Source organism: Chryseobacterium gilvum (assembly GCF_025628965.1).
In the GTDB taxonomy this organism is placed as follows: domain Bacteria; phylum Bacteroidota; class Bacteroidia; order Flavobacteriales; family Weeksellaceae; genus Chryseobacterium; species Chryseobacterium gilvum.
Genome location: NZ_JAOTEN010000002.1, coordinates 579,246 through 603,206, shown reverse-complemented (window position 1 = coordinate 603,206; position 23,961 = coordinate 579,246). Strand labels below are relative to the sequence as shown.

General features: G+C 36.6%; 24 protein-coding genes and 1 pseudogene. 5 read left to right on the top strand and 20 right to left on the bottom strand.

From position 1 onward, the window contains the following. Positions 1-303 precede the first annotated feature (303 nt). A complete protein-coding gene (gene fumC, locus N0B16_RS09545) occupies positions 304-1,698 on the top strand; it encodes a class II fumarate hydratase (RefSeq protein WP_262990619.1) in 1,395 nt (464 codons plus the stop codon). A gap of 447 nt (positions 1,699-2,145) precedes the next feature. Here the strand turns inward: fumC and N0B16_RS09540 are convergent, their stop codons facing one another. From N0B16_RS09540 to N0B16_RS09480, 13 genes are all read right to left on the bottom strand, one after another. Further along, positions 2,146-3,183 (bottom strand): outer membrane beta-barrel protein, encoded by a 1,038-nt coding sequence (locus N0B16_RS09540; protein ID WP_262990618.1) that lies wholly within the window; start codon positions 3,181-3,183, stop codon positions 2,146-2,148. 30 nt (positions 3,184-3,213) lie between these two features. Then, positions 3,214-3,831, bottom strand: a complete 618-nt coding sequence (locus N0B16_RS09535) for a hypothetical protein (protein WP_262990617.1) — start codon at positions 3,829-3,831, stop codon at positions 3,214-3,216. Beyond that, complete coding sequence (locus N0B16_RS09530; protein ID WP_262990616.1) at positions 3,818-4,378, bottom strand: RNA polymerase sigma factor; 561 nt, start codon at positions 4,376-4,378, stop codon at positions 3,818-3,820. Before N0B16_RS09530 ends, N0B16_RS09535 begins: the two co-directional genes overlap by 14 nt. Before the next feature lie 104 nt (positions 4,379-4,482). Further along, on the bottom strand, positions 4,483-5,202 hold the full coding sequence (locus tag N0B16_RS09525; protein WP_262990615.1) for a DUF3667 domain-containing protein: 720 nt from the start codon (positions 5,200-5,202) through the stop codon (positions 4,483-4,485). A gap of 6 nt (positions 5,203-5,208) precedes the next feature. Beyond that, positions 5,209-5,589: a hypothetical protein gene (locus N0B16_RS09520; RefSeq protein WP_262990614.1), complete on the bottom strand. Its 381-nt coding sequence runs from the start codon at positions 5,587-5,589 to the stop codon at positions 5,209-5,211. A gap of 46 nt (positions 5,590-5,635) precedes the next feature. Next, positions 5,636-6,367: an ABC transporter ATP-binding protein gene (locus N0B16_RS09515; protein ID WP_262990613.1), complete on the bottom strand. Its 732-nt coding sequence runs from the start codon at positions 6,365-6,367 to the stop codon at positions 5,636-5,638. A 4-nt stretch (positions 6,368-6,371) separates the two neighbouring features. After that, a complete protein-coding gene (locus N0B16_RS09510) occupies positions 6,372-7,838 on the bottom strand; it encodes a DUF5687 family protein (RefSeq protein ID WP_262990612.1) in 1,467 nt (488 codons plus the stop codon). Between the two features lie 88 nt (positions 7,839-7,926). Next, positions 7,927-9,588 (bottom strand): DNA repair protein RecN, encoded by a 1,662-nt coding sequence (locus tag N0B16_RS09505; RefSeq protein WP_262990611.1) that lies wholly within the window; start codon positions 9,586-9,588, stop codon positions 7,927-7,929. 70 nt (positions 9,589-9,658) lie between these two features. Beyond that, a complete protein-coding gene (porD, locus tag N0B16_RS09500; RefSeq protein WP_262990610.1) occupies positions 9,659-10,561 on the bottom strand; it encodes a type IX secretion system protein PorD in 903 nt (300 codons plus the stop codon). Positions 10,562-10,598: 37 nt separating this feature from the next. Further along, positions 10,599-11,801, bottom strand: coding sequence for a bifunctional phosphopantothenoylcysteine decarboxylase/phosphopantothenate--cysteine ligase CoaBC (gene coaBC, locus N0B16_RS09495; RefSeq protein WP_262990609.1), 1,203 nt, complete (start codon positions 11,799-11,801; stop codon positions 10,599-10,601). Between the two features lie 113 nt (positions 11,802-11,914). Then, entirely contained in the window at positions 11,915-12,241 is a 327-nt protein-coding gene (locus N0B16_RS09490; protein ID WP_262990607.1) for a DNA-directed RNA polymerase subunit omega, read from the bottom strand. A gap of 42 nt (positions 12,242-12,283) precedes the next feature. Continuing rightward, complete coding sequence (locus tag N0B16_RS09485; protein ID WP_262990606.1) at positions 12,284-13,279, bottom strand: outer membrane protein assembly factor BamD; 996 nt, start codon at positions 13,277-13,279, stop codon at positions 12,284-12,286. Between the two features lie 100 nt (positions 13,280-13,379). Then, on the bottom strand, positions 13,380-14,009 hold the full coding sequence (locus N0B16_RS09480) for a TetR/AcrR family transcriptional regulator (protein WP_262990605.1): 630 nt from the start codon (positions 14,007-14,009) through the stop codon (positions 13,380-13,382). Between the two features lie 90 nt (positions 14,010-14,099). Between N0B16_RS09480 and N0B16_RS09475 the strand changes: the two genes are divergently transcribed. The 4 genes and pseudogenes from N0B16_RS09475 (at position 14,100) to N0B16_RS09460 (ending at position 16,476) form a co-directional block, all read left to right on the top strand. Continuing rightward, positions 14,100-14,729 carry a TatD family hydrolase gene (locus N0B16_RS09475; protein WP_262990603.1) on the top strand — a complete coding sequence of 210 codons (630 nt, stop codon included), beginning with the start codon at positions 14,100-14,102 and terminating at the stop codon, positions 14,727-14,729. Beyond that, positions 14,722-15,459, top strand: coding sequence for a tRNA threonylcarbamoyladenosine dehydratase (locus N0B16_RS09470; RefSeq protein WP_262990602.1), 738 nt, complete (start codon positions 14,722-14,724; stop codon positions 15,457-15,459). The genes N0B16_RS09475 and N0B16_RS09470 overlap by 8 nt, the downstream gene beginning before the upstream one ends. Further along, on the top strand, positions 15,446-15,820 hold the full coding sequence (gene rnpA / locus N0B16_RS09465) for a ribonuclease P protein component (RefSeq protein ID WP_262990601.1): 375 nt from the start codon (positions 15,446-15,448) through the stop codon (positions 15,818-15,820). Before N0B16_RS09470 ends, rnpA begins: the two co-directional genes overlap by 14 nt. 48 nt (positions 15,821-15,868) lie before the next feature. Then, positions 15,869-16,476 (top strand): annotated as a pseudogene (locus N0B16_RS09460) (DUF4126 domain-containing protein). A 37-nt stretch (positions 16,477-16,513) separates the two neighbouring features. Here the strand turns inward: N0B16_RS09460 and N0B16_RS09455 are convergent. The 7 genes from N0B16_RS09455 to N0B16_RS09425 all read right to left on the bottom strand — a co-directional run bounded on the left by N0B16_RS09455 (position 16,514) and on the right by N0B16_RS09425 (position 23,953). Beyond that, positions 16,514-18,553, bottom strand: a complete 2,040-nt coding sequence (locus N0B16_RS09455; protein ID WP_262990600.1) for a DUF8458 domain-containing protein — start codon at positions 18,551-18,553, stop codon at positions 16,514-16,516. Position 18,554: 1 nt separating this feature from the next. Next, on the bottom strand, positions 18,555-19,079 hold the full coding sequence (locus N0B16_RS09450) for an LptE family protein (protein WP_262990598.1): 525 nt from the start codon (positions 19,077-19,079) through the stop codon (positions 18,555-18,557). A 6-nt stretch (positions 19,080-19,085) separates the two neighbouring features. Then, positions 19,086-19,793, bottom strand: coding sequence for a hypothetical protein (locus N0B16_RS09445; RefSeq protein ID WP_262990597.1), 708 nt, complete (start codon positions 19,791-19,793; stop codon positions 19,086-19,088). A 9-nt stretch (positions 19,794-19,802) separates the two neighbouring features. Next, a complete protein-coding gene (locus tag N0B16_RS09440; RefSeq protein WP_262990596.1) occupies positions 19,803-21,086 on the bottom strand; it encodes a sigma-54 interaction domain-containing protein in 1,284 nt (427 codons plus the stop codon). Positions 21,087-21,167: 81 nt separating this feature from the next. Further along, entirely contained in the window at positions 21,168-21,605 is a 438-nt protein-coding gene (locus N0B16_RS09435; protein ID WP_262990595.1) for a hypothetical protein, read from the bottom strand. Positions 21,606-21,648: 43 nt separating this feature from the next. Further along, positions 21,649-23,085, bottom strand: a complete 1,437-nt coding sequence (gene miaB / locus N0B16_RS09430) for a tRNA (N6-isopentenyl adenosine(37)-C2)-methylthiotransferase MiaB (protein ID WP_262990594.1) — start codon at positions 23,083-23,085, stop codon at positions 21,649-21,651. A gap of 88 nt (positions 23,086-23,173) precedes the next feature. Further along, a complete protein-coding gene (locus N0B16_RS09425) occupies positions 23,174-23,953 on the bottom strand; it encodes a hypothetical protein (RefSeq protein WP_262990593.1) in 780 nt (259 codons plus the stop codon). Positions 23,954-23,961 lie beyond the last annotated feature (8 nt).

Here is a 23,961-nt window from a genome sequence, read left to right as displayed (position 1 = left end):
CTGCAAAAATACGGCATAGCCAAAAAAGCATCAGTAAAAACCTGTGATTGAGATTGATATTTATAATGATTATAAATTGCGAGAGTTTAAAGCATTGTTTAACTTTATAGAAACTTTTAAACCACAAAAGCTTTTAAACACATTAGATAAAATTAAGTTTAGTAAATATTGCTTTAAAAAGAACACATTAGTTTTTAGAAAATCTTTGATTTTCATTTTTGTGACTTTTTAGGTTGTAATATTTTAAGCTAAACTTTTGTGTCTTTTGTGGTTACATAAAACTAAACAAATATTTCAATCACAATGAATTACAGAATAGAGAAAGACACCATGGGTGAAGTGCAGGTTCCTGCAGACAAATTTTGGGGCGCGCAAACGGAACGCTCAAGAAACAATTTCAAGATCGGCCCGGAAGGTTCTATGCCCCACGAAATTATCGAAGCTTTTGCATATTTAAAGAAAGCAGCAGCATTTACCAACACCGATTTAGGAGTTCTTCCTGCTGAAAAAAGAGATATGATTGCAAAAGTGTGCGACGAAATCTTAGAAGGGAAACTAAATGATCAGTTTCCATTAGTCATTTGGCAAACCGGATCCGGAACACAATCTAACATGAATGTCAATGAGGTGATTTCTAATAAAGCTCATGTAAATAATGGAGGGAATTTAGGAGATAAGTCGGAAATTCACGCGAATGACGATGTGAATAAATCTCAGTCTTCAAACGATACGTATCCGACAGCAATGCACATTGCAGCCTATAAAAAAGTAATAGAAACAACCATTCCCGCAGTTGAAAAACTGAGAGATACGTTAAAAGAAAAATCAGAAGCTTTTAAAGATATCGTTAAAATCGGGAGAACGCACTTGATGGATGCCACTCCTTTGACTTTAGGACAGGAATTTTCGGGCTATGTTGCCCAATTGAATTATGGGTTAAAAGCTTTAAAAAACACATTGCCACACCTTTCCGAGCTTGCATTGGGCGGAACCGCAGTGGGAACCGGATTAAACACACCTCAAGGGTATGATGTAAAAGTCGCGGAATACATTGCGAAGTTCACGAATATGCCTTTTGTAACCGCAGAAAATAAATTTGAAGCTTTGGCGGCTCACGATGCGATCGTAGAATCTCACGGAGCATTGAAACAGCTCTCGGTATCTTTATTTAAAATTGCTCAGGATATCAGATTACTGGCTTCAGGACCCCGTTCCGGAATCGGGGAAATCCACATTCCGGAAAATGAGCCGGGCTCTTCCATTATGCCGGGAAAAGTGAATCCTACACAAAATGAAGCGATGACCATGGTTTGTGCCCAGGTTTTAGGAAATGACACGACGATTTCCTTTGCAGGAACACAGGGAAATTATGAGCTGAATGTTTTCAAACCTGTCATGGCGTATAATTTTCTTCAGTCGGCTCAGTTAATTGCCGATGCCTGTATTTCGTTTAACGATCATTGTGCCGTTGGAATAGAGCCCAATATGGAAAGAATTAAAGAACTGGTAGACAAATCATTAATGCTCGTAACCGCTTTAAATACCCATATCGGGTACGAAAATGCCGCAAAAATTGCCAAAACCGCTCATAAAAACGGAACGACGTTGAAAGAAGAAGCCATCAATCTTGGTTTTGTGACTTCTGAGCAGTTTGATGAATGGGTGAAACCTGAAGATATGGTGGGAAGCCTGAAATAGTATTTCGAAACATTAAGAAAACTTATAAACTTCAATTATTAGTAGTCTTGATGGTAAAATTTTAATCAGATTAAAAATTAAATAATTGATAAAACTCCGTGAGACATTACGTTCTACGGAGTTTTTTATAGTTTGACATTTAATAAACCTGCCGAAGGTTAAAACAATGTGGCGGAAATTAACTGCAACTGCATTTTGTTTATAACAAATTGCTGGGAATTAACTGCAGCTGCATTTTATTTAAAATAACTCTGTTTGGAACTAACTGCAACTGCATTTTGTTTATAACAAGTTGGTGGTAATTAACTGCAGCTGCATTTTATTTAAAACAACTCTGTTTAGAACCAACTGCAATTGAATTTCGCTTAAAACATGCTTTTTAGAAACAAAAACAATTGACTTTAGATAAAATCAATTGTTTCCTGTTAATATGAAATTCTATGAAAGTTATAATCCGATTCCGATCCCGAAAACGAGTGCTTTATCATTTTTAAAATAAGGATCTTTAAAGAAATTGCTGAAATCCTTTTTCACAAACAAACTGATGTCATCATACGAAACGGTGAATTGTGCCCCGTAAACAAAAGGATTTACTTGGTAATTGCTTCGGTCTCTGAAATCTTCGCCGTCGCCTCTTACAATATTGTTTGTAGACATTTTTACCCCGCCGTAAATATTTGCCGCGATTCTGAGACCCTCTGAATACGGTCTGTACTGAATATCCATCCCTGCGTTTTTCAGCTTAGAAAAATTGTACTGCAAACCCAGAGGCACGACTACATAACCTGTTCTCAATTTTGCCTTATCAATACTTCCCTGGTAACTTTTCAGAAAAACATCTGCGTTTGCATCTTTGGCAAAGATCATATTATTATCGGGACGTAAGGTTCTCCATGAAAATCCAAGTCCGGAAATCAATCCCCATGCACTGGTTCTGCTAAACTGATAATTAAACTTTAACCCAAATTCAAGATTGCTTGCATAGCCCATATTTTTATCAAGTTCATTATCAGGAAGATCATTGGTTAAAGTCATAATGCCGTACGTAAAGTATCCCGTAATGTCTTTTGTAGGACGGAATTTCTTCAGAAGCTTTGCTTTTAATTCTTCATTTGAAGTGACATCAGAATTCAGAAGAGAGTATTTTACCTGCTTCTGGATCACCGTATCCAGATCAAAACCCAATGCTTCAATTCTCTGATCAATTTTTTCCGAATAACGGTTCGCAACTTCTGATTTTTGTCTGTCAAATTCGGTCTTTTCCAAATTTTTTGACTGAAGAATCAGCAGTTCAGCCTCCATCAGCTTTTTTTCTTCCTGAATGATCGTATCAATTTTTTTTGCATATTCATCCACTTTTTCTTTTACAATAGGGCTCACTTCGGTGTCTTCTTTTGACTGAAGGTTGAGCTTTAATCCTTTTTGCGCACTGACAGAAGCTGTAATAAGGCACAACATTCCTGCGATGATAAATTTCTTAATCATGGTATAATTTATTTTTAGTTTAAATGAATTTTATTTGGTATTCAGATCAATGGTTGCCACATTGCTTCCTCCTTTGGTTTTTTCAATAACATCCTTATGTTCTACCGAAAAAAGTAAAGTTGAGGGATCTACATATCGTTTTTTTTTGACCTGAGTCTTTGCCGAATCTTCTTTTGCCAGGATTTTTTCTGCCGGAATCTGAGAAATCTGTACTGCAATATCTTTTGCGTTTTCGCGGATAACCGGAAGTTCTTTTTTCTCTGTAATGATGTCTGAAGCTTCAGATTCAGATTTTAATGAAGGAATATTTTTTACCTCAACATACCTTTCCTGATTTTGCCGAGTACTTTCAGGCGAATGTATTTTTTGTGTTTTTACAGGATTTTCTTTAATTATTTTAGGATTGTCCGTTTTTGCAACCTGCACACTGGGTGTAGAATCCTGATTAAAAAACAGGACAGCTCCCAAGCTTAAAGTAAGGACTACGCATGCCGCCACCAAAAACCAATTGATTTTTTTTGTCTTAGAATGGCTGTTTATCTGAGTCTGGATTTCAATTTCTGACCAGAGATCTCTTGAAGGAGCAAGTTCTCTTTCATCGATCTGCTTTTTGATCTGATATTCGATATTATTTTTAGAGGTTTTCATTTTTCAGTTTCTTTTGTTGTTGAAAGTAGATCTTTCTCAGTTTTTCTTTTGCTCTGAAGAGCTGCGTTTTGCTTACTGCTGTAGAGATATTCAGAGTATCTGCGATTTCCTGATGCGAATATTCTTCAATGACATAGAGGTTAAAAACCATTCTGTAAGCATCCGGAAGCTGGTCTAAAAGTTCCTGTGCATTAAAATCAAAAACGATTTGCTCATCATGAATTTCTTCAAGAACAGACGGATGAACATCGTCGAGATAGAAAACGGTTTTATGGCTTTTAATGAAATTAAGGCATTCATTCACTACAATTTTTCTCGCCCAACCCTCAAAATTTCCATCTCCGCGATAGCTTTCAATATGTTTAAAAATTTTACAAAATGCTTTGATTACACAATCTTCCGCCTGATACATATCGCTGATGTAGCTTTTTGCCACACTCAGGAATTTCTTGACACTCTGATCATAAAAGATTTTCTGCGCAGCCGGATCCTGTTTTTTCAGACGGCTCAGCAGATCTTCTTTTTTATTGTTAAACAAAAGCTTCATGGTTGTTATTCTGTTTCTACTATAAAGACAACAAAAGATCGAAAAGGTTACACAAAATTTTTATTTTTTTTAATTAAAATAAAAAAGTATTTGAAATAGAAGAATTACACTTTAAAAAAGATCAACATGAATAGGATTAAAAGTACCGTTGTTATAAAAGAATACAGAAGGTAACTGAATACGGTGAGATAAAAGATCTTAAATTTCGGAAACTGATGAAAGAACTGAAGATTTGTCCAGAAAATCAGTGCGATATCAACAATCAACAAAGATTTAATGATAAGATCGGTAGAAGAAGGATGATTAAGCAGTAAAATTATCGGTAAAAATAAAATATGCACAATTAGTCTCTGTGAAACCTTCAATGCTTCAAAAATAAAATATTCCCAGAAATTATATCCGGCTTTTTTAAAAAACAAAGATGTGCTCAAAGCAAAAATCGGGATGGTAATGAAAACAAACCAATAATAATGTTCAATAATTTTTTCAAAGATTGCTTCGGAATTTTCACTTCCTTTTACAATTAAATTCACATGGGTCAAATGGTATACCAACGCATACAATGTTGCCAGAACGATTGCTAAAGAAATCGGCCTGAAATGGTGAACCCTTTTTCCAGCGATGTAGTCTTTAATAACATATCCAGGCTTCAGGAAAAGCTGTTTTGCAGTATAAAGAATTCCTTTATCGTAATGCAACAGGCCATGCTCTATATCTTCCCACAAAAATTGAGCATCGATTCTGTGGGTATTGGCAGATTGTCCGCAATGATTGCAATAGCGACCTTCAAAAATATGTCCGCAGTTTTTACAGGTGATCTTCATGCAAATTTATTTTGAATTCTGATTGCAGGCAGGTGTTGCCGTCATCACATCCAATGCCATATCCATTGCTTTTTTAGACTGCTTTTTTACTTCTTCCAAATTATCTGCTTTACCTGCTTTTATCCCGAATGTAACGGCATTCAAAGCATAATTTTTCGCTAACGGACAATTGCAGATCAAGGCATACGCAGAAGCTTGTTCGGCCTCTTCAATTCCTTTTTTTATAAATACTTTCGCATGATCAACAGTATCAGATTTGTAGGCATTTTTAAATTTCTCAAACGCCATTTCTGAGTAGGTTACCGACATATTGCAGTTTGACTGGGAAAAGATTTTCATCGGAATCAAAAAAACGCTGCAAAAAAGAACAAAATGTAGAGCTTTCATATTTTAGAGATTTAGATTCTTAAAAATATGAATTTATTTTTACAAATTATTCAACGGCTGCCTCATCAGAAACCTTATTCACCTGATCGGCAAAATATTGCTCCAGATCTCTTAACGTTTCCGGATTGGTCTGAATGTCTTTTACCTGAAGACCTTTATTCACCACCACAATTCGGTTGCAGACTTCAGTGGTGTGTGCCAAATCGTGACTTGAGATTAAAAAGGTAACGCCGCTTTGTTTTGATAATTCTTTAATTAAATTCTTCAGTTTGATCTGTGTAGAAGGATCAAGATTGGCGAAAGGTTCATCCAGAATGACGATTTCCGGGTTTCCGATAATGGCTCCTACGATTCCTACCTTTTTTTGATTTCCTTTGGACAGATCCCTTACGTATTTTCCGGAATTTAATATTTCTCCGTTAAATAAATCGTGAAACTGCTTGAGGAATTCATCTACGGAAGCTTTATTCTGCCCTCTCAATTCTCCGATGAAATAGAAATATTCTTCCGGCGTCAGATATCCGATCAGAAAAGTATCATCCACAAAAGCGGCTACTTTAGATTTCCAGGCTTCAGATTCATTCACTTTGATACCGTCAATGCTTACAAAACCTGTTGACGGCTGGATCAGATCAAGCATCAGACTGAAAAGCGTGGTTTTTCCTGCGCCGTTGTTTCCGACCAGACCGAAGGTTTCTCCTTTCGGGATTTCTATATTTTCAATATTAAGAACCGTGGCGGTTCCGTACGTTTTAGATAAATTATGTATGGTAATCATGGGATTAATTTTTAGATTTGAAAGCTTCTAATGTGCTGTACTTCTCACTTTTATATATATTTACGATAATATCGAATATTTTTTCCCTGAATAAAAACCCTATCAATCCCAGAACAGCAATACTGATAACAGCAGCCGTCATTCCGAAGAAATATTTGGAAACCCCAAAAACAGCCATGGGAAGCAGCATTTTAGGAATCATCAGAAGAATGCTTTTCATATTGAAACTGTTTTTCTGCCCCATTACTTTTTCTTTAGAATTCAGATCAATCTGCGCTTTGGTAAAAGCACCTGACCAAAGAGTAAACTGAGAATTCACCCCAATATTATACAGTCCTGCCGCAAAAAAAGTAACGTACAGCTCCCAACTGATAACTGCGTAAAATAAAGCCACCACCATAGAAACTGCAGTTACAATATTCATGAGCCACCATTTTGCCTTAAGATATTCTTTGTACGGCACGTTTAACGTCATCATTAAAGGATAATAGGAACTGTCAAATGACGGCACTCTCTGCCCGAATAAAAACTGGAAACCACCTGTAACAAAAAGCCCCATAAACATCATCATATACGGTGTCTTATAAATGGAAGAAGTAAACATCAGCAAGCCATAGAAAATGAACATGAAACTTCCGATCAGAATTCCTTTAGTCACCTTATTTCTTCGAAGCATTTTGATATCGTTATTAATAAAGCTTCCGATAGCCCCATATTTATTAAGAAAAGCGATGTTTTCTGTTTTTCCAAACGTTTTTTTAGCTTCAAGACCCTGATCAAGATAAAATTCTTTATAAACGTATTTGTAACAAATACTCCATAAACCGGCAAACATGACAATCGGAATTACAATGAAATACGGTTTGGTATATAATGAATAGAAAAGCTTTTCAGAATAATCCAGAAGCGGAATGACGTTATAATAAGTAAGACCGGCTAAAGCGGCGATGACAATACCTGCACCGATCGCAATGTTTTCTTTATTGTTAAAAAGGATATTGATAAAATTATTAAGATACAGCAACAGCGAAATTCCAGTAAGCCAGGCTACAGTTTCTACAATACCATATCCATTGAAGAGGCATATGCCTGAAAAAGTAAGAAAAAACACAGAATTCATCCAGCTGAAGGGCGAAAGAAAAGTTTTAATCAGGGTATAATTGACCAGAGTTCTTTTCGAAATGTTGAGTGTGAGAAACGGTTTTATATTTTGTGTAGGCATCTGCTGGAAAAGATATTTTAAAATCAAATCTACAGCCCACAAAACAACCATAAATTTTGAAATGATTTTTAAAGGATCCTGCTGCATTTCTTTCTGTACAAGGAAAAAAGCAATAAAAGCCCCACCTGCGAAACATCCCGTGAAGTATAAAATCCCCAAAATACGGAGAACTTTCATGAAGAGATTCACACCGACTGATGAGCCCCGGAAAAAACTTTTGAATTCTAATTTCAGGAATTTTAAAAACATGGTTTACTTTTTTTACATTAGTAAATATAAAGTAAAGAATGTTACAATTTTATTGATGTATTCTTAATTATACAAAAAAATAAAATTATTAATCTGCTGATTGTCCTATCAGTTCTTTTGCCTGCGCCATCGCCGCCTCTGTGATCTTACTTCCCGAAAGCAACTGTGCAATCTCATTCAGCTTGTCTTCATCGCTTAATGTAATGATTGTAGATTGGGTTTTGCCATTCACATCGTGCTTTATCACTTTATAATTGTGGTTCCCTTTTGCCGCGACCTGCGCCAAATGAGAAATAACAATCAGCTGCATGTCTTTTGACATTTCCCGCATCAGATTTCCGATTTCTTCTGCGACTTTTCCTGAAACACCGGTATCGATTTCGTCTAAAATAAGTGTTGGCAACTCATCGCTTTCAGCAATAATTTTTTTCACCGCCAACATAACCCTTGATCTTTCCCCGCCGGAAATGGCGGTCTGAATCGGTTTTAACGGAAACCCGGAATTGGCCTGAAATAAAAGCTGAATGTTTTCTTTCCCAAACAGATTAAATTCTGCAGCATCTGTAAGCTCAATATCTACTTTCGCCTTCTCAAGCCCCAGTTTTTTAAGCAAATCTTCGGCTTTTTTAATAAAAACGGGGATACTTTTTTTCCTGTTTGCGGCAAGCTTTTCAGCCATTGCCTGAAGCAATTTTTGTTTTTCCGAAATATTTTTCTCGATCTCTGCAATGAGCGCTTCGGTTTCTACAGTTCCTTTCTGATCTCCTGCCAACTGATCTCTGATCTGTCTTAATTCTTCAAGATCAGAAACATTATGCTTCAAAAATAATGCATTGATTCTGTTGTTAAGCTCAGACAAAAGTGCCAGATTTTCAGGATTTATTTCAATATTCTCCGCTTCATTTTCCAATTCGGAAATAATATCTTTCAACTCTACAAAAGAGCCTTCTAGCCGCGTATTGAGTTCTGAAAAAGCGTGGGAAACTTCTGCAATTCTTGAAAGCTTGTTTTTAGCTTCATTAAAAAAAGATAAAATCCCGATTTCTTCCTGATGAAACCTGGACAAAAGCTGCGCCAGATTTTCGGAGATCATTCCGGCATTTTCCTGAACGGAAAGCTGGTTTTGCAGCTCTTCATAATCGATATCATCCAGCTGTAATTCTTCAAGCTCATTAAGAAGAAATTGCTTGTAATCACTCTCTTTATTGCTTTCCAAAAGCTGGTTCCGATATTTTTTGAGCTGTGTGTTTAGACTTTGAAATTCTGAAAATTCGTACTTATATTCTTCAATGATCTTTCTATTTTCTGAAAGCCCGTCGATGATTTTAAACTGATAACCGGCCGTAAAAAGATTGGACGTTTCAAACTGGGAATGGATATCGATCAGCTGCGAAGAAAGTTCTTTCAGGACATCTAAAGTTACGGGTACATCATTGATGAATGCCCTGGATTTTCCGGAAGGTAAAATTTCACGTCTGATAATTGTCTGATGCTCATAATCGAGATCATTTTCAATGAAAAATTTTTTGAATTGATTATTAAGCTCAAATTCTGTCTCAACAATGCTTTTTTCTTCAGTTTTGGAGATTGATTTCAGATCTGCTCTTTCCCCCAGAATTAATCTGAGCGCCCCCAGAATAATTGATTTTCCGGCTCCTGTTTCTCCCGTAATAACCTGTAAACCGTTCTTCAGAGACACTTCGAGGGCATCAATGAGCGCAAAATTTTTAATATAGATTCTTGAAAGCATAAATCAGAAGCAGATACATTAGTTCTGCAAATATAAAATTTTAGAATTCAGAATTCAAAAATCAAGCCCCTTACTTCCATTTATTCCATTTGCTTTCAGAATATTTTGGGGCAAGAGTAGTCATTAATTGTTTAAGATCACCAATCACAAGTCCGCCGTTATTTCCTGAATTGAAGATATTGAAGATTTCATCGCTCTTATTATCGGTAAACAGATTGAAGTAATAATTCTGCTGGAATGAGTTTTCGTACGTTTTAAGCTGCATGAGTGCATCAAAAATAATTTTCTTTCCCTGTGTCTGATCCTGATTGAACAGATTATCCAAACCTGCTCTGTGGTACGTATAAAATGTTGAACGCAACTGGCTCATATTGGGATTTAAAATTTCACCGATTAAGATTGACCGGCTTCTGGGATCATTAATCTGGCCCCATCCCTCATAATTTCTGTTTTGAGAATTCTGAGCAATCTGTTGCGCTTTTGAAAACCACTGCGTTCCTCCGGAAGACTGAAAACTGTCTGCATCATATCCCAAAATAAGATATACATAAAAGCTGATCACATCAATAAGGTTTTTACCGGAAAACTGTCTTTCATTAAATATAAGGTTTTCGTTTTCTACATATTCAAAAGCGAATTTGGTATCCTGCAGATTGAGCAGCGGAGATTCGTATGAGGAGCTGTACACGGGACGAACTGCCTGTACAACGATGCTTCCTTTAAACCTGTTTCCGTCTCTTTCACTGAGGACTATTGCAAAATTTGACTTTATTTTTTCGAAGTTCTGAAGTTTTTTCCCCGTCCAGCTTGTATTATTGATAAAATCTTTGAGACTTTTTTCCAACGCTTTATAGGTTTGCTGATTACTCCCGCCCAATTGCTGGGAATTGACCTGTACCGTTGCTAAAAGTTCCTGAGAAAAACTGATGTTAAAGAATAAAAGCAGGATAAGAAGTATGATATTTTTTTTCATTATACATTTAAAGATTGAGAACGGAAATTTATTAAAATTATTTTAAAAGTTGAGCTTCAATGCAATCGAGAATGTCTTTTGCTACATTTTCTTTTGATTTGAGATCAAATTCTTTTTTTTCTGTTTTGGTGAATATTTTTATTTTGTTGGTATCTTTTTTAAAACCGGCTCCTTCATCACGCAGTGAATTGAGAACGATCATATCAAGATTTTTTTTGAGCAGTTTTCCTTTTGCATTTTCCTCTTCGTTCTGCGTTTCTAAAGCGAATCCTACTAAAAACTGATGTATTTTTTTCTCTCCCATTGTTTTCAGAATATCAGGGTTTTTTATAAGCTCTATGGTAAAAATATCTTCATTTTTCTTGATCTTTTCAGTAGCGACCTCTTTTGGGGCATAATCTGCCACTGCTGCACTTGCAATTCCGATATCTATGGCGTCATAAAACTGAAGTACCTTTTCCAGCATTTCTTTTGCAGAGGTAATCCTGTGGAGTTGTATATTTTCATTTTTAATATTCAAAGACGTAGGTCCTGAAATTAAAATGACTTTGGCTCCTCTTTTTGCAGCTTCTTCGGCTAATGAAAACCCCATTTTTCCTGAAGAGTGATTTCCGATAAACCGTACAGGATCAAGTGCTTCGTAAGTAGGTCCTGCCGTAATAAGAACCGTTTTCCCTTCCAGAGATTTGTTCTGATCTGCATTGAAAAAATCTTTTACTGCTTTGGAAATCGTTTCCGGCTCTGCCATTCTTCCCTGCCCGATTAATCCACTCGCCAATTCACCACTTTCCGCAGGAATTATTATATGTCCGAAATCTTCTGCCATCTCTAGATTTTGCTGCGTTGAAGGATGTTGATACATATCCAGATCCATCGCAGGAGCAATAAAAACGGGACATTTTGCAGACATATATGTAGCGATGACCAGATTATCACATATCCCGTGAACCATTTTAGCTAAAGTATTTGCCGTACACGGAGCCATGATTATAATATCTGCCCAAAGAGCCATTTCCACATGGCTGTTCCAGGTTCCGTTTTCGCTATAAAAATCTGTATAGACCGGGTTTTTTGATAAGGTTGACAAACTGAGTTTGGTCACAAAATGTTCTGCATCCGGAGACATAATCACCTGAACTTCCGCTCCTTTTTTTACAAAATCTCTGATCAGAAAATGAATTTTATAGGCTGCAATTCCGCCAGAAACCGCAATGAGAACTTTTTTCCCAGAAACACTCATGAAGATTATTTTAAAGCACTAAATTACTTATTTTTTAACAATAGACGCCGTAAAACAGCAAAGGTCATAAAAGAAAATTTCTTTTATGACCTTTGTGTATCAAAAACAGGTATTTATTTCTGTTTCTCTTCAGTCTTTCTGAAGTAAATATCATCATCTAACCATTCCTGGATGGCGATAGAAGTTGGTTTTGGAAGTTTTTCGTAATGTTTGGAGATTTCAATCTGCTCTCTGTTTTCAAAAACTTCTTCCAATGTGGAATTGTGAACGGCAAACTCATCTAATTTGTTGTGCAGCTCCGTACGGATTTCTGCATTGATCTGCTCAGCTCTTTTCCCCATGATAACAATCGCTTCATAGATTGAATCTACTTTACCTTCAATCTTATCTTTATCGTAAGTAATGGTATTTACTTCTGCTTTTGTATCTTTTACGCTCATTTTCAGAAAATTATTTTATTAATAAGGTGGCAAATTTACGAATTATCTTTGGATCTTGAAAGTCGCTGCGGGAGGAGGCGTCTGTAACGCCGCGCTGTCTCTCTGGATCTGCATTGCCTGCTTTTCATTGGCTACCTGATCCTTGATCTGCTGTTCCGTTTTTGTCTGCTCTGCCAATTTATCCGCTGCCTTTTTTTGCTTAGCCGTTAAAACCGCAACTCTCGCTTCGGTTTGTTTTTTTACAACCGCAAAATCTTTCTTTTCTTTTTCCAGTTTCTCTCTCAGCTCTACAGCTGTTTTAGAATATTCCGTATTAGGAAGTTCTTTTTCAACCTGTCTTGAAAAAGACAATGCATTATCGATACGCTCTTCTTTCAAGTCATAGATCGAATTCTGAGCAAGAAGATATTTTGACTTCATCATATAATCATAGATCTTCGGACGAAGTTTTGTACTTGGAAAATCTTCCAGAACATTTTCAAAAGCAGCAGAAGTAGATTTATAATCTGCTATTTTAAAATACTGTCTCGCGTTTTCGTACGCCTTGAATTCTAATTTATAAGAAAGCTCATCAATTAAAGTACTGATGTTTTTTGATCTCTCGGAATTGGGATAATTATTAAGAAAATCCTGAAGTTCGTTGATCGCCAATTCTGTGCTCGACTGATCTAGATTATAATCCATAGAACCCTCGTAATAACACAGCGCAGACATATAAGAAGCCTCTTCTTTTCTGTTGTCCTGCGGAAAGCTTACGGCAAAGTTTTTAAACTGATTTCCCGCCAGTCTGTAGTTTTTATCATAATAATTTGCATATGCAGAATTAAAAACCACATTTGGGGCATCATCTGTACCGGCCACCAGATTGGGAAGCCTGTCATATAATGCCAATGCATTTTTCCATTTCTTTTTTGCGAAGTTTTCGTTGGCTGCTTTCAGGATAAAAGTTTTATCCGCACTCTTCATGGCTTTATCTTGCTGGCTTGTGCATGCCGAAACTACAGCTATGGCAAAAATACCTAAAATATATTTTTTCATATAAAAATTCAACAGTTTCCGGATTTTTACCGTTCTAACTAATTTGCAAAAATATAACTTTTTTGTTAATAGATTTTTTTTTATGATTATTTAACGCAAATTAGTCGGCTGCATATCCTAAAACCGCAAAAACAATCATTAAAAGATTGACCCTTACTTTTTTTTCTGCTTCTTTGTGATAAGAATCCTGATCCTTATGCGGAACATGCAGCTCGTAAAAATTTTTATTTCTGATGACAAATAAAGTAGACCCGATAATGGTGGTGAGAATATCTTCCGGTTTTGGGGTAAAGGTAAAAACTCCCGATGTCACGCCTTTTTTAATGACCTCATCCAGTTTTTTTACAAATAACTGATAAAAATCGAGAAGCTCATCTTTAAGGTTTTCGGTATGGCGCAATTCCTGGGTAACAAAACCGTGAAAATAATTGTATTTAAACAATTGGGAAACAATATATTTTATCATCTCTCTCAGCTGCATTTCCGGTTTTCCGTCTTTAATGGTATCTGCAAATTCCGAAAAATTTTCTCTGGTCTTTAAAACCCTGTACTGATAAAGGTAAGACATCATTTTTTCTTTAGATCCAAAGTAATAAGAAATCATCGCTACATTGATGTTTGCTTTTGAACAAATATCCCGTACCGACGTTCCTTCGTATCCTTTTTTAGCAATCAGTTCTTCAGCAATATCCAGGATATGGATCTGTTTATCTGTAAATTTTTTCTTCATTACGTGTTATTTGAGTAAAGTTAAGAAATTTTAACACAATCATAAACGTCTGTTTAATATTTTCTATCTATTTCAGTTTTTGTAATTTTGATGATGGAGTTTTTTGATTTTCATCATCACAAAATAAATATACCTACCGGAATTTACAATGTAAATTTCAAAGCTATTCTCCCTGAAAACCTGTACTCAGTTGGAATTCATCCTAAAGACATCAATCCTCAAGGTATTGAAGATCAATTGCAATGGGTAAGAAATAGTATTACTGAAAACTGTTTTGCAATCGGAGAATGCGGTTTAGATCGCCTTATCTCCATAGACCAAAAAATTCAGGAAGAAGTTTTTTTAAAGCAGATTGAAATTTCAAACGAACTGAAAAAGCCTTTAATCATCCATTGTGTCAGAAAATTTTATGAGGTAATTTCTTTCAGGAAAAAAGCAGAACAGCCTATGATTATTCATGGTTTTCACAAAAAACAAAAGATTGCGGAAGATCTCCTGGACAATAATTTTTACCTGAGTTTTGGAAAAGCTGTTTTGGATGATTTATCTTTGCAGGATACTGTAAAAAAGGTTCCTTTAGACCGATTATTTTTGGAAACTGATGATGCTGATTTCAGCATTTCAACATTATATCAGAAGGTTTCGGAAATAAAAAATATATCAATTGAGCAACTCAATAGGCAGATTGTAGAAAATTTAGAGACAATAAAAAATGGATAAGTTTTGGCTGGAAAGAACAGAGCTTCTGATTAAAGAAGAAGGGGTAAAAAGATTGCAGAATGCATCAATTCTGGTGGTTGGTTTGGGTGGTGTAGGTTCTTTTGCCGCTGAATTCCTGGCACGATCAGGTGTGGGAAAAATGACCATTGTAGATGGGGATACTGTAGATATTACCAATATCAACCGACAGCTTCCTGCATTGCATTCTACCGTAGGAAAACATAAGGTGGAAATTGTTGCCGAGAGGTTGATGGATATCAATCCGAATCTGGAATTAATAAAAATCAATGAGTTCCTGAACCCTGAACGGATGGATGAAGTGCTGGATTCCGGTACATTTGATTATATTCTTGACTGTATCGACAGTGTGACCCCGAAAGTAGCCCTTATTATCGCCGCCAAAAGAAGACGCATTAAAGTTGTAAGCTCGATGGGAGCCGGAGGAAAAAGCGATCCTGCCAAAGTAATGGTGAGAGACATCAGCAAAACACAGGAATGCTATCTTGCCAAACAGGTCAGAAAAAGACTGAAAAAAGAAAAAATAGATAAAGGAATCCGCTGTGTATTTTCCAACGAAATACAGGATGAAGACAGCCTCAAAATGACTGACGGAAGCAATTATAAAAGATCCTTTTACGGTACAATAAGCTATATTCCCGCTATATTCGGGTTGTATGCAGCCGCAGAGGTAATTAATCATTTAGTCAAAAAGTCTGATGCAGAATTTTAAATATCCTGCGGAGGAAAAACTTAAGAAAAAGAACGAGATCACCTTGCTTTTTGAGAAAGGCAAGTGGAAAAACTTTGAAAATCTGAGGATTATCGTTTTGAAAAACCATCCGGAAATCCTGACAGATCATGTTAAAATAGGAGTATCCGTCTCTAAAAGATATTTTAAAAAAGCAGTGCACAGAAACCGCATCAAAAGGTTACTGAGAGAATGTTACCGATTGCATAAAGATCTTTTCAAAGAAGCTTTTGGTGAAAAAACCATTGCGATGCTGTTTTGGGTTTCTCCTGAGCTCCCACAAAAATTCCAACAGGTTGAAGAGCAGTTTATCAAACTGTGTCAGACGCAGAAGAAGTCTTGATTCATCTTAATATATTTTTGTAGCTTTAAAGGCTAATGATGATTTATTATGCTGGATCAAATTCCTTATTTACCCTATTTACTAAGCGCATTTATCGGAATCGGTTTGGCTGCGGCATCCGGTTTCAGGGTTTTTCTGCCGATGTTTGCAGTAAGTCTTGGCACGTATTTTCACTGGATCCCTGTTCATGAAAGCTTTGATTGGCTTTCAGGGCTTCCTGCGCTATTACTACCGGTATTGCGACCGTAGTTGAAATTTTAGCTTATTATATCCCTTTTGTTGATCATTTGCTGGATACGATTTCTATTCCGATGGCGACGGCAGCAGGCTCCATCTTATTTGCAAGCCAGTTTGCAGAGTTAGGAGCATTTCCTCAATGGGCTTTAGCGTTGATTGCAGGTGGCGGAACCGCTGCAACCATCAGTTCGGGATTCGCGGGAATCCGGGCAGCATCAACAGCGACTACAGGCGGACTCGGAAATTCTGTTGTGGGCACTACCGAAACGGCAGGTGCTGGAATTATGACTTTTTTAGCTGTTACCGCTCCTATATTGGCTGCAGTTCTGGCAATTGCAGCAATTATCACTGTGATTATTTTAGGACGTAAAGCCTGGCGAAAGCTGAAGCAGAAAAAAGAAACCTTCAAGAATTTATAAAAAACGGCAGAACAATTCTGCCGTTTTCTATTTACTATTAATTTTTATTTCGATTGTCTTTTATTTCTTTAATTCTCTCTTCGAAATATTCTTTTTTATCGGGAAACTTGTTAGATAAAATTAAAAATGCATTTACTGCCTTTGAATATAGCTTTTGCTCGATATACAGATTCGCTAACGTTTCGGTCATTAAATGGGAAATATCATCTGTTTTTTCTTTGACGACAAAACTGACCTCATCTTTTAACTGACTTATTTTAGGGTTATTTTCTATAAATGATTCAATTACTTTGTTTTTGATTTCCGTTTTATCAATAAGCGTTTCTTCTGTACGGTCTATTTTCAGCCAGTTTTGCCAAGTATTGATAAATCCGGGAACGTTGCTGTCATTCACAACCGGCGCAGCATTATTTTCCCGATTTTTCTTATCTGATGTCTTTTGTTTTTGATCTGCTGTAAACGATGATCCCAAACTTGCGATATCTGAACCGAAAAAAGAAACATTCATTACGGGAACTTCGTCATCATCTTTAAGATCATTTTCCTTTACAGTCAATTCTTTATCTTCCGAAACAATAGGTTTGTCTTCAACCGGAGTTTCTACTTTCTCTTCTGCTTCCTGAACTATATTTTGCTGTTTTGGAGAATCACCTATTTTTAGGGTTTCTGTATTGGAGGGAGGATTTTCTTGTGATTTACCTATAAAAGCATCCGGAGTGTGGGACTCAAAACGCATCGGTTTCCATGAAGACTGTGCTTCCGGCTGCGGTTTGGCTTCTGGGATATTTTCTGTATTCTGAATAGTTTCCGCATTTTCCTTTTCGGCGTTATCCGAAGTTTCAGCTGATGGTTTTTCTGTTTTTAAAGGTTTTTCTTCCTGTTTAATCACTTCAAAAGACTGAGTTTCGGAAAAACTGATCTCATGATTCATCGTTTCTTCCTGAACCTCTTTTTTCTCGTCGGCGATTTCTTTTTTGGCCTTCATCTTCTTTTCAACTTCCTCAATCAGACGGCGCATCTCATCTTCGTGCTTGTTGATGTATGATTTTTGAGGAGCCTGAACCGGAATGTTTTCGGAAACTTTCGCTTCAATCTTAACTTCCGGAAGGAAAGAATCTGTTCCGTGGAAGCTTAATTCTGAATCTGTATTGATTTCTTCTTGCGTTTTCTCAGAAGTAATGTTTTCATCTTCAATAATCCGCTCTGTGTTTAAAATCGGTGCGATTTTTTCTTCAGGAGCGGGTTTTTCTTCAATAAGGGATGCTTCTGTTTCAGAAGCTAATGAAGATATTACGTGAAAACTTATTTCAGACGGGGTTTTCAGATCTGAGAAGTTTTTTTCTTCATTGATCGTGAGTTCAGGATGTACAATAGTTTCAGCATTTTCCGGGATATTTTCTTCCTGAATTGGTTTTTCAGAAGTTTCCGGCTGCATTGCAGAGAAGCTGTTTTCTTTTGAATCTGTATCTTTTAAAATCTGTTCGTCATTTTTAACAATCTCTTCTGATATTGCAGGTGAAGATTTTTGGGTAACAATCACACCAGATTCTAAAGTAGATTCCAGATCAATGGTTTCGTTATGATCTTCATTGAGAAAGTTTTCTTCTCCGGGGAATAAGATCCTGTTTCGCTCGCCGTCAACGGTAATATGCTTAACGATAGGTTTTAGCGATTGCGATGCCTTCAGTGCAGCGGCTTCATAATCATGTTTCGGGGAGAAACGGTTTTCTTCTGTTTTTACTTCTCTTTTGTCATTTTCCTTTTGCTGTTCTGTCGGTTTAGCAGTTGCTTCAACGACAGCTTCAGGTTGTTTTTCAACAGGGGGTAGTTTTGGCTGCTGCTGAGTTTTCCCGTTGATGAGCTGATACAGAATTTTTTTATCGGTCGTGTAAGCCGCAGTTGTAGAAAGCACTTTCTGATAATTCTCTTTATCATAAAGGTGAACCCCATACAAATGCAACGCTCTGATATTCTGAATATAAGGAAAAGAATTGATTTCATTCTTCAAAAGTGCAATGTCTTCTGACTGAATGTTTTTCGGATTTTTTAATAATTCTAAAACTCTAGTATTCATCATCTTACCAATTGGCTACAATATCGTTAAATATTTTATTAATAATTCTTTCTGTAACAATTTTCACTTGTGAAACTTCAATGTCGTTTTGTGAAAGGTTGCTGTTGAAAACTGCTTCGTCACTGTAGGTCCTGTCAAAGCTCACATCGGGATGCAGCTTGTTTTCATAGTGCACTTTTACGGTAATCGTCAGTTTGTTCTGAGATTCCTGAATAATACCTCCTGCAGGAGTATTCTGGGTATTTGAGCTGATGGTTGTAGGCGTGATGGAGTAATCGGTGATTTCACCCTCGATCAGGATATCCGGATTTTCTTTGGTTCCTTTTAGCGTTGTTCTCTGCAAAAATCTGTTCTGAATATCTGTAGAAAACTGCTGAGACAAAGTGGGATTGACCAAAGGTGCATTATTCGGAAATTCATTAATCTGAACTGTTTTTTCATCCGTTAAAGACGATCCTGTAAAACTATAGCACGAGTTTAAAAGCCCGGTGCCAATCAATAAAAATAAAAACCTTTTCAGCTGATTCATAAAATTTTAATATTTTTCCTGGATTCCTATTTCTGTGATTTCGTCATATTCTATCTGTTGCATTGCGTGTTCAAATGCAAAATATTTTGAGGTATATAAAAACGGCATGGTAAGGAAGATACCAATTCCGCAGAGAATAATCCCTAGCTGCGAGAGAATACCTAATACGAATGAGAATAAAAATATAGACAGTAAATTATTTTTTGTCATCACTCTAGACGCATTCCACGCCGTTTTGATATCGGTAATGCCTTTGAAAGAGATGAGTGCAGGAATATAGAATCCTTTTAATAGAAAATATACAATCACGACATAAAAAACGATAAAATAAGGAATGAAAAACAGCATGGATAAAGGTGCTGCATCAGAATGATCGCCCTGAAACATTAAAATCGCCGGGAAAAAGATGATCATTGGAATATAAAATACAAGAAAGCCTCCAATCATGATCAGCTGTAAAATAAAATACGGCGTAAAATTATCAAAATTAAAAATCTCACCGGGACTTGCCAGTTGGCCTTTATTTACCTTTCTGAGATATTTATAAAAATTCCCCACTCCTAAAAGACCACAGAATGGAATGATAGACATGACAATACAACAGAGTAATGCAACAAGGATATTTCCGAAATCTTTTTTAAGAAGTTCGAAGCCTTTGCTCATGTATTCACTCATTTTGAAATTGATTGGCTTTGCATTAAAGTTTACATTCATAATTTGATGTTAGTCTTCTAAGTTATATTGTTTTATTTTTCTGTATAATGTTCTTTGTGAAATCCCCAGTTCATCTGCTGCTCTGTTCCTGCGTCCGTTATGTTTTTCCAACGCTTTGACGATCAAATCTTTTTCATTATTCTGAAGAGACAAAGATTCCGGTCTGTTTTCTTCTATTTCAATGTCTTCAAAATCTTCAAAATGGTCGTCAGAATTAGAAATAATGGTCGGAGTCTGAATGGCAGGATTGTTATTTTCAAAATACAATAATGAGTTTGAATTACCAGACTGCTGTGTTTCAGGGGTATAAATCCTGTTTATTAAATTCTTTTCCTGATTGCTCAAATCATTTGTGCCCCTGTTTTTTATGAGTTCCGAAGTTAATGATTTTAAATCATTTATATCATTCCGCATATCAAAGAGAATTTTATACATGATTTCTCTTTCATTGCCAAAATCGGTCTGCTTCTGTCCTTGAGGAGTGTTAACGACCATTGGCAAATGCGCATCCATCGGAATATATTCGGTGAGTTTGGCCACCGTTACACTTCGTTCTCTCTCTACTACCGTCATCTGCTCTACCAGGTTTCTCAGCTGTCTTACATTTCCGGGAAAAGCATAATTTTCTATATAATGAACAGCGCTTGGTTCTAAAACCAGTTCCGGCATTCTGTATTTTTCGGCAAAATCGATCGCAAATTTTCTGAAAAGCAAATGCACATCTCCTTTTCTTTCTCTCAAAGCAGGCATATCAATCTGAACGGTATTCAGACGGTAAAACAAATCTTCGCGGAAACGCCCGTCGTGGATGGCCTTCATCATATTGACATTGGTAGCGGCCACAATTCTTACATTGGTTTTCTGTACCTGTGAAGAACCTACTTTCATAAATTCGCCACTTTCCAAAACCCTTAAAAGACGGACCTGAGTCTGCAAAGGCAGCTCTCCCACTTCATCCAAAAATATGGTACCACCGTCTGCAACCTCAAAATATCCTTTTCTGGTTGCTGTAGCACCGGTGAAAGCTCCTTTTTCGTGCCCGAAAAGCTCGGAGTCTATGGTTCCTTCAGGAATGGCACCACAGTTGACGACAATATATGGCTGATGTTTTCTTTTCGATTCCGAATGTATGATTTTTGGGATAAATTCTTTCCCGACGCCGCTTTCCCCGATGACCAATACTGAAATATCGGTGGGTGCTACCTGAACTGATTTTTCCAGCGCACGGTTGAGTGCAGGAAAGTTTCCGATGATTCCGAAGCGGTTTTTTATATTTTGAAGTTCGTTACTCATGAGTCATTTAGATTATTGATGATGATGCAGCTGTATTTGCTGCAGGTTTTTACGTTATTTAAGTTGTTTGTACACTGTATTCTAACTTAAATCTTCCAAATAATCTTTGTTTCTGATTTTCGAAACTTTAGTTTTAAAATATATGATTCCGGCAAAACCGAAATGTTTGCTACGATTTTCAAAATTCCTTAGAATATGATCATGCCGCTCATTTTCAGATAAAATATTTTCCGGGTAATCTGTCTGAAATGCCGCTTTATATCTGATGACAGAAAAAATTCTATTGAAACTTTCAGAAGCACTTTCTCTTTGATGTATCGTGATAAAACCGTTTGTTTTTTCAGGATCGTATTGCTCTTTACCTATTTCCCCACAGTGGATTCCTAAAATGGTTTTGTAAACGTCACAAAGCTGTGCATAGTCATTATTCTCAGTGGGACAGGTTGTGCTCTGTGCCGGAATATTGCTGCATATGATGACCAATAAAACACTGAGGCAATATTTATGAAATTTCTCCATGGTTTATTTGGTTATTAATTTAATGACAATGAGTTAAACTATATTAGATTACGGTTTCTCCTAAAAGTGTGCCTTGTGTATTGTCATATACAAAAACATCCACAATGTCACCCAGCTTCTGACCTTCCAGCATATTAAAAACACATACAGCATTTTGGGAATTTCTTCCTTTCCACTGGTTTTTGTTCTTTTTTGATATGCCTTCAATTAAAACCCGGTGAACACGGCCCACATAACCCTGCATTCTTTTTCGCGACAATTCGCCCTGCAAGGCAATCACTTCTGCCAAACGTCTTTGTTTCACCTCAGCAGGAATATCATCTTCCATCTTTTTATGAGCCGGAGTTCCCGGTCTTTCAGAATAAGAGAACATATAGCCGTAATCATATTCCACTTCCTTCATTAAACTCAGTGTATCTTGATGATCTTCTTCAGTTTCGCCGCAAAAACCAATGATCATATCCTGGGAAAACGAAATATCAGGAACGATCTCTTTCGCTTTTTTAATCAAATCTAAATATTCTTCACGGGTATGCTGTCTGTTCATCGCTTCCAGCATTCTGTTGCTGCCGCTTTGTACAGGGAGATGCACATATTTACAGATATTATCATGTTTTGCCATGGTTCTGAATACATCCAGGCTCATATCCTGCGGATTGGAGGTAGAAAACCGGATTCTCATCTGGGGAATAGCTTTGGCAACGGCATCAAGTAGCTTCGAAAAATCAACGGCAGTCGCTTTCTGCATTTCTGATGCTTTGGCGAAATCTTTCTTGGGACCGCCACCGTACCATAAGTAAGAATCTACATTCTGCCCGAGAAGGGTAATTTCTTTATAGCCGCTTTCCCAGAGGCTTTTACATTCTTCTAAAATAGAATGCGGATCGCGGCTTCTTTCTCTTCCTCTGGTAAAAGGAACCACACAGAAAGTACACATATTATCACAGCCTCTTGTAATAGTCACAAAAGCCGTGACTCCGTTTCCGCCTAAACGAACCGGATTGATATCTGCATAGGTTTCTTCTTTTGAGAGAATGACATTGATGGCATCTCTTCCGTCTTCGGTTTCCTTTAAAAGATTGGGCAGATCTCTGTATGCATCGGGACCGACTACCAAATCTACCAGTTGTTCTTCTTCCAGAAACTTGGTTTTTAACCTTTCTGCCATACAGCCTAAAACACCAACGGTCATATTGGGTTTTTGTTTCTTCAGATTTTTAAACTGAGCCAGGCGCATTCTTACGGTCTGCTCTGCTTTTTCACGGATGGAACAGGTATTTAAAAGAATGAGATCTGCTTCTTCTACTTTTAGGGTAGTATTATATCCTTGATCGTTAAGAATGGACGCGACGATTTCGGAGTCAGAAAAATTCATCTGACAGCCGTAGCTTTCCAAAAACAGTTTTTTAGAATTTCCGCTTTTTTCCGCAATGGCAAAAGCTTCGCCCTGTTTGGTTTCGTCTATATATTTGTCTTGCACTGTTATTAAGTTTAAATATTTTGAATCTAATCGCTAAACTCAAATTAGTATGCAAAGATACAAAATCTTGTGACAGAATGGCAGAAGATTATCGGTATCTATTATTGTAAATATTTTGATCTGCTGATCGTCTCATTTCCTCCGCCTGCATTTGAAGATCAAAATTTTGGAGTAGTGGCTGTCTAAGTCTGGTTTTTATAGGGATGCCATTAAAAGTAGCGGGTTGCCATTTTCCTTTTATTCGGGAGAGATCCTTTATAATACTTTTTTTCTCACTTTCAGTATAATCTCCTTCGATTTTAAAATCTTCCATTTCCCCTTTTTCATTTACTACAAACAAAAGAGCAGAACGTTTATCTTCATTTTTGTTTATTCTGGACTGGAAAATAGAGGTTACTTCATTCCCAAAACTTGCCATCCCTTTTGAGTAGACCGGATTTTTTGTTTCATTTTTACGCGGTTCATCTTTCGAATAATATAAATAAAACGGTTTTATTTCAATTTTTGCAATTGCGGCAACAAATTTATCCTGTTCTTTTGCCGGGATCCATCTTTTCAGGTTAGGAATCAATTTGCGACTGATATCAAATGCACATTTATTTTTTTGAATTTTTATACTGTCGAAATCTTTAACATAATTAATACTTGAATCTTCATTGACAAGAACTTGAACCGTATATTCTTCTGCAATATTTTCACAAGGGGGAATATTTTGTTCTTTAACAATTTTTACCATCTCTTTATTCAACCCGTCTATTCCTCCTATATAGAAATTCTGACCCATAGGATATTGGCCTAAAACCTCTTTCTGTGCGAAGATTTGATTCGCTGAAATAATACAAATAAGTAATATAATACGATTTATCATCATGTTTA